Origin of the sequence: Membranihabitans maritimus (assembly GCF_021729145.1) — a bacterium.
Classification (GTDB): domain Bacteria; phylum Bacteroidota; class Bacteroidia; order Chitinophagales; family Saprospiraceae; genus Membranihabitans; species Membranihabitans maritimus.
Window position 1 is genome coordinate 68,086 of record NZ_JAJSLW010000015.1, and the last position, 16,492, is coordinate 84,577.

The following is a 16,492-nucleotide window of genomic DNA, read 5'->3' on the forward strand; positions in this document are numbered from 1 at the left end:
ATGCAAAAATTAAAAATCAGGTTGATGCTATACGCCCCGTTGTTGTTATTTGGGATAATGGGGTGCCAGGATTTGGATGAATTGAATATTAATCCCAATGGGGTGGATCCAGAAATTGCGGATCTTAATTTGCTGATGCCTACTGTGATTTCAGGTATTGGAAGTAGTGTGGTAGAGCTTGGTTATGGAGATATAGCGGGGGTGATGCAGCATACTCAAAAAGATGGATGGTCATCGGGGCACAATGATTATGATTGGGATAATCAAAGTAAAAGTTGGGAAGGTTTATATGGTATCTTGAGAAATATTGATGAATTGTATAAAAAATCGATTGACGGAGGATATGATTTTCACCAGGGGGTGTCCCTGGTCTTAAAGGCTTATACTTTTGGTTTGATAACTGATCTTTGGGGAGATGCGCCGTATTCAGAAGCATTGAAAGCAGAAGAGAGTGCGGATTACTTCAAACCGGTTTATGATCAACAAAGGGATATCTATCTGGGAATACTAAGTGACCTTGAGGAAGCTAATTCAGTCTTGTCCGGAAACAGCAGTTCTTATAATAATATAGACCCCGTACAGGATATTTTATATGGAGGAGATATTGTTCGTTGGAAAAAGTTTGCCAACTCCCTGGCACTTCGTTACTATATGCGTCTTTCTCTTAAAGAACCCGGGATAGCGGAGGAAGGTATTAAGAAAATCATCTCTGATCCCGCACAATTTCCCATAATAACCGATGCGTCTGAAGATGCCAATGTAAGTTATATAGGTACGTCCCCTTCGGACTCATGGCCCACCACTATGGTTTTTAATCCGGATCCGAGCGGTGATTATATGCGTCTAAAAATGTGTTCAACATTAGTAGAAGCACTTCAAAAATATGATGACCCCAGACTAAGCGTTTGGGCTAATAAAGTGACTATACCATTGGTTGAGGTGCCGGGATCAGAAATAGATAGGGTCGTAGATGGCCGACGGGATGTGTCTTCAGATGTTATAAACGCATACGAAGAAACCTGGAATCTAGCGATAGATTTGGATCCGGAATATGTCGGAATTCCTCCATCTGTTTTTGCAGCACCACAATACAATATGAATCCTAATCTTGATCAGGGGGTATTTAATCCGCATGCCTCACAGTTAGCCGATATGTATCGTGAAAACAGCGGTCCATTATTACAAATGAGATTATTGTCTGCTGCAGAAGTGCAATTTATTCTGGCCGAAGCTGCGCTATATGGCTGGGTGTCCGCCCCCCCGGAAGAATACTATACGGAAGGTATTCGACAGTCATTTAATGCTTGGGGAGTCGGAGGTGAAATTGATAACTTTGAAGCGCCATATAATGGACTTGAAAGTATAATAGAACAAAAATGGATTGCCAGTTGGACCGCAGCTGCCGAATCCTGGTTCGATTTTCGTAGAACGGGATTGCCGGAGTTGGAAACCGGGGAGTCAGCGAAGCGAGCGGCATTACCACTCCGATTCTATTATCATTTTGATAGTGAAATATCCAGGAATACAGTAAATGCAGAAACGGCTATTGCTAGATTGGAACCTACCGAATATAAAGGTAGTGATGTGAGTAATAATAGTGCGTGGTCGAAAATGTGGCTGTTGCAGGGAACTGGTAAACCGTACTAAAAATATAAAGGAAATCTGTTCTGTCATAAATAGAAATTGTGTTAAATAGTATGTGACGCAATTCAAAACCCAAATCCCCAGGACAAACTTTTCTATAATAATTATGGTTATAATGCAAAATAGGCTGGTAATTATCTTTTTTCTATTTGGTGCAGTTTTTATTTTTAGCGCTCAGTCCTGTACAGAAAGTTCGGGAAATCCTGGTGATAGAGGCAAAATGTATGGAGAAATAAATCCTGAAAACGCCTTGCAGCGTTATTTGCAGAATGATGATGAAACGTTTGAATGGGAATTGGAACAAACATTGGAAAAAGGGAATGCTCGGATTTATCAAGTGAAATTATCGTCCCAGACCTGGAGGGGTATTATCTGGACACATTCTGTAAGTATTGTTGTTCCTGAGGAAGTTCAGGAGGATGGAGCACTAATTTTTATATCCGGAGGGAAAAATAACGAAGCGACTATTCATCCGGACGGGGATGATGAAGTGTTGACCGCACTATTAGATATTGCTTCAAAAAACCATGCTGTTACTTCATTAATCAGACAGGTTCCTAACCAACCTTTATTTGATGACCTAACGGAAGATGCATTAATTTCATTTACGCTGCATAATTACAAAAGGGATAATGATTTCAATTGGCCATTACTTTTTCCAATGGTAAAGAGTGTAGTCAAAGGAATGGATGTTGTTCAGGAATTTTGCAAATTAGAAGTTGATCAAGCAATTAATTCTTTTCTTTTGACCGGGTTTTCCAAAAGGGGATGGACTACCTGGTTGACTGGTGCCAAGGACGATAGAGTTAAAGCCATAGCCCCTGGGGTAATTGATATACTTAATATGCCGGTAAACGTTGATTATCAGGTAAAAACCTGGGGAGATTATAGTGTAGAAATTCAGGATTATGTCCGTTTGGGAATTGCTCAGGATATTAATTCACCAGGGGGCAGGGCATTGGCAACAATGATTGACCCCTATTCTTACCGCGATGATTTGTCCCAGCCGAAGCTAATTTTCATTGGTACAAATGACCCCTATTGGCCCGTAGATGCGGTCAAGAACTATTTGACCCAGTTGCCGGGAAAAACGTATATCCATTATACTCCTAATGCGGGACATGACCTTAATGGGGGAGCTGAAGCCATCCCGGTTCTTAGCGAGTTTTTCAATGATATGCTGGAAGGACAGAAATCTCCTACTTTTGCATACGAATATGTCCCTTTGAAGGATGGCTTTAGTTGGTCTGTATCTTCTGAAGATCCCATTGAATTTATTGAACAATGGATCGCATATTCACCTGACAGGGACTTCAGGAACGAATTATGGGAGGTGAACCGGACAGCTGTTGGGCATGACAATTCATTTGAAGCCAGTGTCAAAAGTCCGGAATCTGGGTATTTAGCAACTTATTGGAATGTTGGCTTTAAGGGAGACATTATTTCAGATTATCCACTCAGCAGCCGGATGTACGTAATGGGTGAGGATTCTCTTTATTTTAATTTAAATGAATAATAGTCATAAATTCTTCCCAAACCTTTTTTGAATCAAGGTCAAAATTATTACTTTGTGCGGGCCTTTATCTTTTTTTTGAAATCAGTCAAATTATTGGTGAATTGAAATTTTTACAAACCAGCTTTTTTTTATTTGTACTCATTAATCTTTCTTTTGGGGCAGGTAATATTGAGATTAAAAGTATTTACATAGAACCGGGAATTGATCTCGGTCGGGATAGTATTGCCTGGAAATTCTTCAAGGAGGAATTAGGTAAGAGAGTGGGAAGTATTCCGGAATTGACAGGCATACCAGATTTTGATGAAGGACAAATTGTTTTGATCCCCCGTAATTATTCTAATTGGCCTGAGGGAAAGGAGAAAAAGCTTAACGAATTTTCTCTACCGGATGGTCCGGAGTCTTACCGTGTTATTACTATTAATAAACGGGTGTTTATCCAGGGGCGTGATTTCAGGGGGCTATTGTTTGGGATTGGCCATTTTCTAAGAACTGCTATATATGGCGAACAGCTTGGATGGAAACCATGTGATGTTAGTGTGAAACCTGATAAATCAATCCGGGGACACCAGATTGGTTACAGGAATACCGCCAATGCATTTGATGCCTGGACTCCTGAGCAGTACGAACAATATATACGGGATATGATTGTTTTCGGTGCAAATAGTATGGAGAATATTCCTTTTTCGGAAGATAGTCCTATTCATTTCACCCTTTCAAACTGGGAAATGAATTTGAGAGTAAGTGAAATTTGTGATAAATACAATATGGATTATTGGATTTGGTCGCCAATAACATTTGACCTAAATGACAAAGGGAAAGCAAACGATTATCTCAAAGAATGCGAAAGGTTTTACAGTGAAATATCCAGATTGGATGCTGTATTTGTTCCCGGGGGTGATCCGGGTAATAATCCACCGGAATTAGTGTTGCCAATGATGGAAAAAATGGCTGCATTGCTTCGTGAATACCATCCTGAATCTACAATGTGGTTATCACTTCAGGGGTTTACCGATGAAGCCAGTAAATATGTCTATGATTATATGGAAGCTCAGGACCGAAAATGGATGGGTGGATTGGTTTCCGGACCAAGTAGCCCTCCTATGGAAGAAACACGAAAGGCCTTACCTGACTCCTATCAGTTACGGCATTATCCCGATATTACCCATACGGTTCGATGTCAATATCCGAACCGTTGGTGGGATCCTGCGTTTAATTTTGTATTGGGGCGTGAGCCAATCAATCCCCAACCGCTTCGCTACCATAATATTTATTTACATACTCAGCAATGGACGGATGGATTTATTACATATTCTGATGGAATTCACGATGATTTAAATAAAATGATCTGGTCACAATTGGGTGTTGATCCGACATTGGATATCCGGGTTATAGTTAAAGATTATGCCAACTATTTCCTTGATTCCGAAGCTTCAGAGGAAATAGCTGACGCCCTGTTTGCATTGGAAAGGAACTGGGATGGTGCTATAAAATACAATGGTGCAATTGACGCCACTTTGGAACGTTGGCAATCTATCAATGAAAGAAGGCAATTGGATAAGGTTTGGGAACATTGGCGATGGAAAATGTATCTTACCCGGGCGCTTCTGGATTCATATGTGAGAGATCGTTTTATATATGAAGAGCAATTGGAAAATCAGGCCAATAAAGTGATGAGGGAAAGTAATGAATGGGGTGCTGCTAAAACAATGGATTCAGTTCGGTTGATTTTGGCCAGAAGCAAGGAGCTTTTTGATAAAGATGTACGGAGAAACCGCATTTTTCATCTATCAGACGATTTATTTGAGGTTATTGGATTTCAGCCAAGTGTACCTCTTTACCGAGCTCGAAATCCGGAAAGAGGAGCTTATATTGATTTTATAGACCGTCCATTGAACAATAAGTGGTGGATAGAAAAGGAGTTTGAAAACATGGAAGGTTGGAACGAGGACCGAAAACAGGAAAGATTAAAGGAAATAGGTTTATGGGAAAATCCCGGGGAGGGAAGTTACTATGACGATATTGGGAATGTGTATAAGAGCCCACACGTCGTAAAATTGAATGCGCCACAAAACGATTATTTATTTGAATTAAGTGATAACCCAGGATTTGACTGGTGGGATTCAGGGTATAATAAATCCCGACTTTCATGGATGATAAATATGAGGTGGCCACATGCTGTACAATATAATAACCTGGATCCGGAAGCTACCTATAAGTTGGTATATACCGGTGTCGGAAGGTCATATATCCAGGCTGATGGTGTAGACCTTAGGGGAATAACAGAACCTAAAGTAACGGGGGAGAAGGTCACGCTTGAAATTCCGGCAAAAGTGACCCAAGATGGAAAATTGAAAATTACATGGAAAGGTATAGACGAGAGCCACCTCAATTGGAGACAACATTCAAGAGTGAATGAATTGTGGCTAATTAAAAACAATTAAATTTCTTTATAATATGCGTGATTTAAAATGGTTATTATTTGTGTGTCTGGCAGTAGGTTTAAACACGGTTAGTGCACAAAGTTTTGTTGATGAAGAATATTTGCAACCTATTTCTATCAAGTATCCGTTGAAAGGATCTAATGAAGAAATGGAGTTGCAAAAGATTTTAATAGATCGTGATGATAATGTTTATGCGCTTTCGGAAGAAGCTATGTATGTGATTTTAGATGGGCAATTGGTGAAAGATGACAGGTACTTACCATTACAGGGCATGGTTCCGAAGGATTTGACGATACAAAGTGAAACGGGAAATTTGTATTATTTATTTGATGATCATTATTTGTCAAATGCCCATGCAGGTGTGCCTTATGGTGATTTTGACAGTGGAAAGTTTGAACAAATTGCTGTAAGTAGTTCCGGTAAAGTTCTCGTAACCGGAGGACATGAATTTCAATTATTTTCGGAAGAATTTGCTACTTCCGGGCGTGAGCCCGATGCAATACTCGAGGTGAAAGCACATGGTGATGACTTTTTTATACGTACGGAGTTTGGTATTTCTAAATATGAGGACGGAAGGTTTACTCCGGTCGTAAGCAAAGGTGGTATCCTTAGTTGGGAATTTGGTGAAAACCAGCTATTTGTATCCACCCATGAAGGTATATTTTCTGTTTCTACTGATAATTGGAAAGAAACAATGGGAGCGGTCTCCAGATTGCCGGTTTTGGAAGTTACATGTATGGATTTTTCCAACGGTAAATTGTGGGCGGGCACGGAGATTGGTGCATTTTCTACTTCTGACTTTGAGAAATTCAATTATTTTCAATCAGGACGCTGGCTGCTCCAGGACGGGGTGATAGATATAGCTATTGACTCGAAAGGAAATACTTATGCTTTGACAGAGGGAGGTATTTCTGAAATCAAGTATAAATCTATGACGCTCGGAAAGAAGGCGGAATATTTCCATGACAAAGTACGAAAACGGCATCTGCGGTTGGGATTGATAGGTGAAACCAGGTTGAGAAAAAGGGGAGATTTGACTACAGCAGAATTAATCGATACGGATAACGATGGTTTGTGGACTTGTTTTTATCTTGGAAGTGAAGTATTTAAATATGCTACAACCGGAGATCCCCAGGCAAAGAAAAATGCACTGGAATCCTTTGAGTCATTCGAGCGTCTTATATCAATCAATCAATTAGATGGATTTCCATCAAGAACTTTTGCACGTAAAGGTTTTAAGGTCTCTGACCATGAGAGGTGGAGGGATAGTCCACAAGACGGGTGGGAATGGAAAGGTCATACCAGTAGTGATGAATTTGTAGCCTACCTGTGGGTGGCGGGTATTTTACACAGACACCTCGATTTGACGAAAGAAGAGGAAGAACGAGTAACTATTTTTATAGATGATATTATGACCCACATTATCGAAAATGACTATTATTTTGTTGATGTGGATGGAGAACCTACCCTGTGGGGAAGATGGAATCCAGAATATCTAAATATGTATCCGGAAACAGTAGTTGATAGGAAATTGGGTAGTATAACTCTTACGGCGGGATTACAATTGGCCTATGAATTAACCGGGAAGGAAATTTATAAAGAAGAGGCCTTCCGTTTGTTCGAGGACCATGGTTATCTGGATAATATCAAGATCCCATATGATAAAATCGATTATACACCGGATGTCATATACCAGGGGCACAATATGGGAATGGGTGGATGGAATCATTCCGATGATGAAATGTCTTTTCTTACCTATTGGGTTTTATACCATTATGCATTTAATGAAGATTTGAAATCAATTTACAGTGATGTAATCGACGACCACTTTGAAATTGAAAAACCCGAGCGAAATTCTCTTTGGAGTTTGATTACCTATGGAACTACCGGGAAGATTGATTTACCCTCTGTTAAATGGCATTTGAGGGAATTTCAAATGGATATGATACGCTGGAATTCGAAAAATTCACATCGTAAAGATCTTGATTTTTTAGAGCCGAATTTCAGAGAACAATCAATTAAAGAGGTTTTGTCTCCGGCTGAGCGAAAGACAATGCGATATAATGGTAATCCTTTCGATCTCGATGGGGGAAGTAATGGAAAGAGAGAATTGGCTGGAGACGAATATTTATTACCTTACTGGATGGGAAGATATTTAGATGTTATTATTCCTGAAAAGAATTAAACCAATACATTATGTCACAAACTTCAAAAAGGCTGATATCCCTCGATTTTTTTAGAGGATTAACTATTGCGGGAATGATAATAGTTAATACTCCAGGATCCTGGGATTTTGTTTATCATCCATTACATCATGCAGAGTGGAATGGAATAACGCCTACTGATTTTGTATTTCCGTTTTTTGTATTTATTGTAGGTGTTTCAATTGTGCTGGCCTATACCAAACAATTGTCAAAAGGAAGGGAGCCGAAGGAAATGGTCCCTAAAATTTTCAAGCGGTCCATTATCATATTCGCATTAGGTGTATTTTTAAATTTATTCCCCGAATTTGATTTTGCTAATGTTCGTATCCCCGGTGTGTTGCAGCGGATATCAATTGTATTTTTAGTTTGTGCCCTATTATTCCTTTTTACATCGAAGCGAACCCATTGGATTGTGGGAATAGTTTCTCTTATATTTTATTGGTTGGTAATGGTATTGATACCTCATCCGGATTATGGAGAGGTATTGCTCGAACCGGGCAAGAACATAGCTGCATGGATCGACAGTAAACTTGTTCCCGGAAGTATGTACCAGGGTACCTGGGATCCGGAAGGCATCTTAAGTACTATTCCTGCGATAGTAAGTGGTATAACCGGTATGTTGGCCGGACACCTTATTGTAAGTGACCGTACAGATGATCGAAAGGTGATATGGCTAATGACAGGTGGTTTTGTGGCATTTACCCTTGGCTCAATATGGAATTGGTTTTTTCCTATTAACAAGAATTTGTGGACAAGTTCCTATGTTTTATATACATCAGGATTGGCTTCATTAGCCCTGGGTATATCCTACTTCTGGATCGATACACTTAATCAAAAAAAAGGGACTTTCCCTGGCGTTGTTTTTGGTTCAAATGCTATTACTGCATATGTTATTTCAGGAGTGCTTCCGATTTTAACACATTCAACAATGTTTGGGGAAGAAAGCATACGTTCATTGTTTATGAGTGGAGGAACAGGGTTGGGCTTAGGCCCGTATTTTGTATCTTTCCTATGGGCATTATTGTTTTGTTTTCTTTGTTATATCCCCGTTTATTATTTGTATAAAAATAAGATATTCATAAAGGTGTAAAAATTGTAAGTTTACATACTTTTATCACCAAAAAATTGTAAAATGAAATCGCTGTTGTTATTTAAAGTAATACTATTTAGTCTTTGTTCCTTTTTATGTTTCAATTCATCGAATGCCCAACAAACGGATAGCCGTGCTGAAAAGCCAAAATTAATTGTCGGAGTAGTTGTTGATCAAATGAGGTGGGATTTTTTATACCGTTATCAGGACCGTTATACTGAAGGTGGATTCAAAAGAATGTTGCGAGAAGGATTTACCTGTGAAAACACTCATATTGATTATGCACCCACTGTGACGGCGTGTGGCCATACTTGTGTATATACGGGAAGTGTTCCATCTGTGCATGGAATAGCCGGTAATAATTGGTATGATAAAGCTTTGGGAAGAGATGTATATTGCGCAGAAGATACGGTAGCCCAAACTTTGGGTGTACCACATTCGGGTTATTCAAGATCCCCGGTTAACTTATTAACGACTACCATTGGCGATGAACTAAAGTTAGCCAATAATTTTAGAAGTAAAGTTGTAGGTGTTTCATTTAAAGACCGTGGTGCTATTTTCCCTTCCGGTCACTTATCGGATGGAGCTTATTGGTTCGATAATGAATCGGGAAATTTTGTATCCAGTACATATTATTTCGATGATCTACCGGAATGGGTTAAAGAATTTAATGCGCAAAAGTTACCGGAAAAATACCTTAGTCAAACATGGGAGACATTATACCCTATTGATACTTATAAACAAAGTACTGAAGATAACAAAGATTATGAGAACCGTTTAGGTGGTAAGGAAACTCCGACTTTTCCCTATGATCTGGAGACTTTAAAAGGGGATGAGTATGGTTTATTGAAAAATACACCTTTTGGAAATACTATAACATTTGACATAGCCAGGGCTGCAATAGAAGCTGAAAATCTTGGAGGCGGTGAATTTACAGATATGCTGACTATAAGTTTTTCTACTCCCGATGGTTTGGGTCATACAGTAGGCCCTAATGCTATTGAAATAGAAGATACATATTTAAGGATGGATAAAGAATTTGAAGCTTTTTTTGAATACTTGGATGAAAAGTATGGTAGGGACGGGTATCTATTTTTTATAACGGCTGATCACGGAGTTTCTCAATCGCCAGGATTTTTGAAAGAAAAAGGACTGCCTACTGGCGTATACGGAAGTGAGGTTGTAGAACAGATAAATGAGAAGGTATCCGAAAAATACAATATTGAAAAAGTAATCGAAAGTTCAGCAAATTACCATTTGTACCTTAATTGGAAAAATGTTTATAATTCTGATGTCGATATTGATGAACTCTACGAATTTATTTGTCACTTGGTACGGCAACATCCCGGAATCGCAGATGCTGTACCCATGAAGGATTTGGGTGAGGCAGCATTGCCGAGACCTGTCCGGGAGAAATTTGTCAACGGTTATAATGCAAAGCGGAGTGGTGATATTGCCATATTGTTTCAACCCAACTGGAAAGGAGGCAGATGGAGTGGGGCTACTCATGGCTTGTGGCATCCTTATGATTCTCATATTCCGTTGGTTTGGATGGGGTGGAATATCAAGCAGGGGCATACTAATAGACAAATAGGTATGACTGATATAAGTCCTACATTGGCTGCTATGTTGAAAATTCAAATGCCAAGTGGAAGCATTGGTCACCCCATTCTTGAAATTACCGATTGACCAATATTTTAGTTGGGGTTTTAATGAGGGGTTCCATGAAATCTATTGCGGTGTATTGCCTGGAATAATGGTAATACAAAACTTTCTGTATTTGATATTTTCGCTCCAATGCATAGTCAATATACTATTAGTAATGGTGAGAATTTGCAAATGCATAAATGATAAATTTTTAGATTTTTACTTCAGGTAATTTTGAATTAGCAATGGATTTTAAAATAAACAGTGGATTAGGTTGTTTACTATGTATTGGATTGATATTTGGATGTGCCGAACCGGAAGATCCCGATATAGAACCGGCAGTCCAGGAGGCGCCGGATCTCGTCAGGGTAATGTATAATAATCCGGACATTACTACAGATTTAGGTGTAGGATTATGGGCATGGCCATTACCTATGGATTATGATGATGATGGGGATTATGACATGGTTGTTTCCTGTCCGGATGCGCCATTCAACGGTATTTATTTTTTTGAGAATACTACGGGTGATGTAGATATGCCGGTGTTTGAAAAACCGGTAAAGATTCACGAGGAAGGGGATAAAAACATCGATGTTTCTTTCATAGATGGACAACCCAGGATTTTAATCCCCGGAAAGGAAGTGTTGGGATTTAAGCAAGGTGAATTAAAAATGGTGGATTTGTTTCCCAAGGAAGAAATCCACAAAGAATTAAAAAAGGATCGTCCCAGATTTGATCAATGGAAGTATGTAGATTATGAAAATGATGGGGATTACGATATAATCGTTGGGGTTGATGACTGGGGGGATTATGGTTGGGATAATGCTTTTGATGATGAAGGCCATTGGACAAATGGTCCTTTGCACGGTTATGTGTACCTCTTGGAAAATAAAAATGGTGAATTTACGAATGCCGGTAGGATTCAGGCCGGGGGAAAAGATATAGACGTCTACGGGGCCCCTGCACCAAATTTTGCGGATTTTGACGGGGATGGAGACCTGGATATAATATGTGGTGAATTCCTGGATCGAATGACCTGGTTTGAGAATACGGGGTCACGGGAGAAGCCAGTTTATGCGGAAGGGCGATTTCTTGAAAATGCAAATGGGGTGATACGTATGGATCTTGAGATGATCGTTCCTGTAGCCATTGATTGGAATAAGGATGGATTTACAGATCTTATAGTGGGAGAAGAAGATGGACGTGTTTCTTTCCTGAAGAACACCGGTGCCGTTGAAAATAATATGCCTGTTTTTGCTGATCCCGAGTTTTTTCAGCAAAAACCGGGTTATTTAAAATTTGGAGCCCTTGTAACTCCTTTTAGTGTCGATTGGGATGGTGATGGGGACGAAGATATTATCGCCGGGAATACAGCTGGTTACATAGGTTTTATAGAAAATCTAAGTGGTGGAATTTCTCCTAAGTGGGCAAAGCCAGAGTATTTAAAAGCAGACGATGAAGTGATCAGGATAATGGCAGGTGAAAATGGATCCATCCAGGGGCCTTGTGAGGCAAAATGGGGGTATACAACATTATCTGTAGCCGACTGGAACGGAGATGGATTATTAGATGTTTTGGTCAATTCCATTTGGGGAGAAATTTTGTGGTATGAGAATATTGGGACCAAAACGGCCCCCAGATTAACAATTGCAAAGCCCATCCAGGTGGATTGGAAGGGTGGTCAAACTCCCAAACCCGATTGGTTTTGGTGGGATCCGGAGCCTGGAACCCTGGCTACACAATGGAGAACAACACCCTATGCAATAGATTGGAATGAAGATGGGCTTATGGATTTGGTTATGATGGACCATGAAGGGTATTTATGCCTTTTTGAACGAAAGGAGATGAATGGTGATTTAATATTGGAACCAGGTAGCCGAATTTTTTATGATGATAAATACAGCGCATATAACCAAAAGAATGAAGTCATGGATAGTACGGCAGGTGCGCTGCAATTCAATCGCCGTTTACACGGGGGAAGTGGTCGTCGGAAGTTTGCCATTACTGATTGGAATGGAGATGGAAGAAAAGATTTAATCGTAAATAGCTTCCTCAATGTGGATTTAATGCTCAATACTGGACAAAATGATGGTAGTATTATCATATCGAACCAGGGCAAAATGGCAGAAAGGGACCTCGTGGGTCATACTACGAGTCCTACTGTAGTTGATTGGGATAATAATGGAATCCCGGATTTACTCATAGGAGCAGAAGACGGATTGTTCTATTACATGGAGAATAAAGATTATAAAAAACCTCAATAAATAATATTTTACAATGACATTACAAAAGAGTAATATCAATAGAATTTTAGAAGTAAAAACTGTTTTTTTGCTTTTTCTCTTTACAATTATATCGATGACGAAGGTTCAAGCCCAGGAGACATATGCTGAGAAACTCGGATATCCCAAGGGTGCCAGGATAATAATTCTTCATGTGGATGATGCCGGTATGTCCTGGGATTCAAATAAAGGAACGCGAGATGCCATCGACAGAGGTATGGCTAATTCTTTTAGTGTAATGATGCCTTGTCCCTGGGTCCCGGCCATTGTAAGGTATATCAAACAAACTCCTACTTCTGACGCGGGACTACACCTGACCCTGACATCGGAATGGCATGATTATCGATGGGGACCTTTGATGGGGAAACCTGCTGTGCCCGGGTTAGTAGATCCGGAAGGTTGCCTTTGGCGTTCCGTCGATCAGGTCGTAAAAAATGCCAGTCCTGATGAAGTGGAAGCAGAAATTCGAGCGCAAATAGACCGGGCATTGACCATGGGATTCGAACCTACTCATCTGGATTCACATATGGGGACATTATTTGCGGATCCTGATTTTTTACAGAGATATATCAAAGTTGGTGCCGAGTATGAAATTCCGGTGATGTTTCCCGGTGGCCATAATACGGTTTTGCGGGAAGAATACCGAATGGAAGTTATGCATGAGTTGAAAAAAAGTGGAAAATGGAAGGATGGCATGGATGTTCCTGTTCCGGAAATTTTGGATCAGGCACCTGGAGTAGGTCAGAAAGTCTGGTCAATGGGGCTACCTGTATTGGATGACCTACACAATATAAGTTACGGTTGGGGTTTTCCTTCTGAACTCGAGCCAACTGACGAAAATATTCAGAAATTTTATACGGGAAAATATTTGGAATCCTTTAAAATGCTACAGCCTGGATTGACTCTTGTTCTTATGCATTGTACCCACCCGTCTGAAATATTCGATAGTATATCTTCTTCAGGGGTACGAAGAAAGGGTGATCTATTGGCAATGATGGATCCTAAGTTGAAGAATTATATTGAAAAAGAGGGAATTATCCTCACTACCTGGAAGGAAGTTATGGAAAGAAGGAAAGCAATTAAATAACGAGTAACGAATTATTCCCATCTTCAATATTTGCCTCAATTAACTATAAAATAATCATACTACAACTATAGAATAAAATAAAAAATTATGGAAAGCAAACAAACAAATCAGGTATATCAGTTGTACGCAATTGTATTATTGCCACTACTTCTGTTCCTCACATCAATTTCAATCTCTTGTAATCGTAGTGAATCTGAATCTGAATCGGGAACAACACCCGGAACAGAGGAATTAGATGGACCCACCAGGGACTTTGTATTTAATGAAGGAAATAAAGATTTTGCTCAATGCCACGCTTCCACCGTAGCACAATTAAATAATGGAAGTTATATAGTCGCCTGGTTTGGGGGAAGCCATGAAAAACACGATGATGTAGGAATATGGATATCAAAGGGTGAGCCGGGCAATTGGAGTGATCCGATTGAACTTGAAAAATTGAGAGAGGATCCGCATTGGAATCCTGTTTTATTTACTGCGCCGGACGGAAAAGTTATTTTGTATTTCAAGGTAGGTAAAGAAATACCTACATGGGAGACCTGGTATACCGTTTCCGATGATAATGGAACTACCTGGTCAGAAGCTAAGGAACTTGTTCCCGGAGATCGGGGAGGAAGAGGTCCTGTGAAAAATAAACCCATTATTCTTTCTAATGGGGATTGGTTGGCTCCGGCTTCCCATGAAGAAGGACAATGGGATTCTTTTGTGGACATAAGTAAGGATGGTGGTAAAACATGGAAAGCCAGTGAATATATTCCGATGGACCGTAAGAAATACGAGGGAAAAGGATCTATCCAACCAACATTGTGGGAGTCTGAACCCGGTCACGTTCATATGTTAGTCCGGACTTCAGAAGGCTTTATTGGAAGAAGTGATTCCGATGATTATGGAGTTACCTGGTCTGAATTATATGAGACATCTCTTCCTAATCCCAATAGCGGAATTGATTTAGTGAAATTGGAAGATGGTGCCCTGGTCCTGGCTTATAATCCCGATGACAAAAATTGGGGAGACCGTGCTCCTTTGACCCTTGCAGTATCAGAAGATAATGGAAAAACATGGCCGTATAAACACGATATAGAAACAGGTGTGCCTGATGATGAATTTTCATATCCTTCTATTATCTCTGCCGGTCGCGACAAGGTTGCTGCTGTCTACACTTGGCAACGTGAAAAAGTAGCTTTCTGGGAAGGTACTGTTGATCAAATCAAAAACCTTTCTAAAGAGAATCAATAATGAAAAGTAATCGGCAGAAGTGGTTGGCGATTTTGATGACCATGCTTACCCTTGGAACAGCCTGGGCTATACGGGGAAGGTTTGGACATGAATGGGGAGCTGCCTGGGCGGGCTCTCTGGGAGTAGTGAGTATGGTCCTGGCATCAGGTAGAAAAGATTGGATAAAAAACTGGCCGTCCATAATGGCAATAGGTGCAATAGGTTGGGGAATGACGGGAATGATCAGCTATGGAGTGGTTGTAGGATATGGAAAAGGCACAGAGTTCTTCAATGTATCCTATGGACTTTTGGGATTGTTTGTAATAGGTGGTTTGTTTGGATTTCTCGGAGGTGGATTGACGGGAATGTTATTGGAAACATCAGAAAAGAAAAAGCCGGACTGGGCAATGTTGGTTACTCAAATGGTAGCCGGGGGCTATCTGGTCTGGGGAGGTCTTATTTATCAATTCGAGTTGTTGATGACGCCACCCCGTTCGGAATTATGGGCGGGCTGCCTGGGAGCGGCAGCGGCTTTAGCCTGGTATATGAAGCGCAATGGATACAATCGTTCCTGGAATGTTGCATTTTATTCGATGGTAGGCGGGGGTTTTGGTTTTGCCTTTGGTAATTTCCTGCAAACCATGGGATTCGTGAGTGGTATTTCCTTTAATTGGTGGAATGTTATGGAGTACTCTATTGGTTTTTTTGGTGGACTTGGAATGGCTTATGGAATTTTTAATCAAACCTGGCCTGAAATGCCAAAATTGTCAAATTCTGCTAATTGGTGGTCAGGGGCATTGATATTTTTATTTGTTCCTGCTTTGGTTATTAGCTTTGCCTTTAATCACGAGAAGTTAGCTGAGATGGCAGAACGGTTATCCATGTCGAATGTCGAATCCTATATTGTCAGTCAATGGATACAGGTAGCTATTCTTAGTCTTTTAGCATTATTCGTGATTGGAACCCAGTTTTATAAAATTATTAAGGGGAGTGCTAATTGGAAAAATGTATTTTATGTTTTAGTAGCTAGTTGGTTGTGGTATTTCTTGCTCCGAACCATATCATCAGGAACATTTTATGAATACCGTTTTACATCAGATGATTTGGGAATTCCCAATATTATTATTGTTCTTTTGGTATTATGGAAGACCCGTCCCTGGACGCCTTTTGTTAACCCGGTTTCAGATAGAAAACTTAAAACCCAATTAACAAAGGTCTGGGGCGGAGTTATAGCCGTTCTTCTTATTTTGGCTGCCATAGCAAGTTCAAGTCATGATGAAATGCATGGGGCCAATAAAAGATTCGGAGATCAAACAGAAAAAACAGAGTAAATTTATATGAAGTTATTATTCAAAGGGATTTGTTCAAT

At 40.0% G+C, this 16,492-nt stretch carries 10 protein-coding genes; all 10 read left to right on the forward strand.

Translation table 11 applies throughout. The features are described 5' to 3' along the window. The 10 genes from LVD47_RS16985 (at position 1) to LVD47_RS17030 (ending at position 16,454) form a co-directional block, all read left to right on the forward strand. The gene (locus tag LVD47_RS16985; RefSeq protein WP_236979065.1) at positions 1-1,647 is read left to right on the forward strand and encodes a SusD/RagB family nutrient-binding outer membrane lipoprotein; all 1,647 of its coding nucleotides are present in this window, start codon (positions 1-3) and stop codon (positions 1,645-1,647) included. A 112-nt stretch (positions 1,648-1,759) separates the two neighbouring features. Continuing rightward, a complete protein-coding gene (locus LVD47_RS16990) occupies positions 1,760-3,160 on the forward strand; it encodes a PhoPQ-activated pathogenicity-related family protein (RefSeq protein WP_236979067.1) in 1,401 nt (466 codons plus the stop codon). 101 nt (positions 3,161-3,261) lie between these two features. Next, positions 3,262-5,601, forward strand: coding sequence for a hypothetical protein (locus LVD47_RS16995; RefSeq protein ID WP_236979068.1), 2,340 nt, complete (start codon positions 3,262-3,264; stop codon positions 5,599-5,601). A 13-nt stretch (positions 5,602-5,614) separates the two neighbouring features. Then, positions 5,615-7,786: a hypothetical protein gene (locus tag LVD47_RS17000; RefSeq protein WP_236979070.1), complete on the forward strand. Its 2,172-nt coding sequence runs from the start codon at positions 5,615-5,617 to the stop codon at positions 7,784-7,786. Positions 7,787-7,797: 11 nt separating this feature from the next. Then, the gene (locus LVD47_RS17005; protein ID WP_236979072.1) at positions 7,798-8,895 is read left to right on the forward strand and encodes an acyltransferase family protein; all 1,098 of its coding nucleotides are present in this window, start codon (positions 7,798-7,800) and stop codon (positions 8,893-8,895) included. 42 nt (positions 8,896-8,937) lie between these two features. Then, positions 8,938-10,584: an alkaline phosphatase PafA gene (gene pafA, locus LVD47_RS17010; RefSeq protein ID WP_236979074.1), complete on the forward strand. Its 1,647-nt coding sequence runs from the start codon at positions 8,938-8,940 to the stop codon at positions 10,582-10,584. 203 nt (positions 10,585-10,787) lie between these two features. Continuing rightward, entirely contained in the window at positions 10,788-12,806 is a 2,019-nt protein-coding gene (locus LVD47_RS17015; protein ID WP_236979076.1) for an FG-GAP repeat domain-containing protein, read from the forward strand. A gap of 94 nt (positions 12,807-12,900) precedes the next feature. Continuing rightward, positions 12,901-13,911, forward strand: coding sequence for a polysaccharide deacetylase family protein (locus LVD47_RS17020; protein ID WP_236979078.1), 1,011 nt, complete (start codon positions 12,901-12,903; stop codon positions 13,909-13,911). A gap of 87 nt (positions 13,912-13,998) precedes the next feature. Next, on the forward strand, positions 13,999-15,144 hold the full coding sequence (locus LVD47_RS17025) for a sialidase family protein (RefSeq protein ID WP_236979080.1): 1,146 nt from the start codon (positions 13,999-14,001) through the stop codon (positions 15,142-15,144). Beyond that, on the forward strand, positions 15,144-16,454 hold the full coding sequence (locus tag LVD47_RS17030) for a hypothetical protein (protein WP_236979082.1): 1,311 nt from the start codon (positions 15,144-15,146) through the stop codon (positions 16,452-16,454). The genes LVD47_RS17025 and LVD47_RS17030 overlap by 1 nt, the downstream gene beginning before the upstream one ends. The last annotated feature ends 38 nt before the right edge of the window (positions 16,455-16,492 follow it).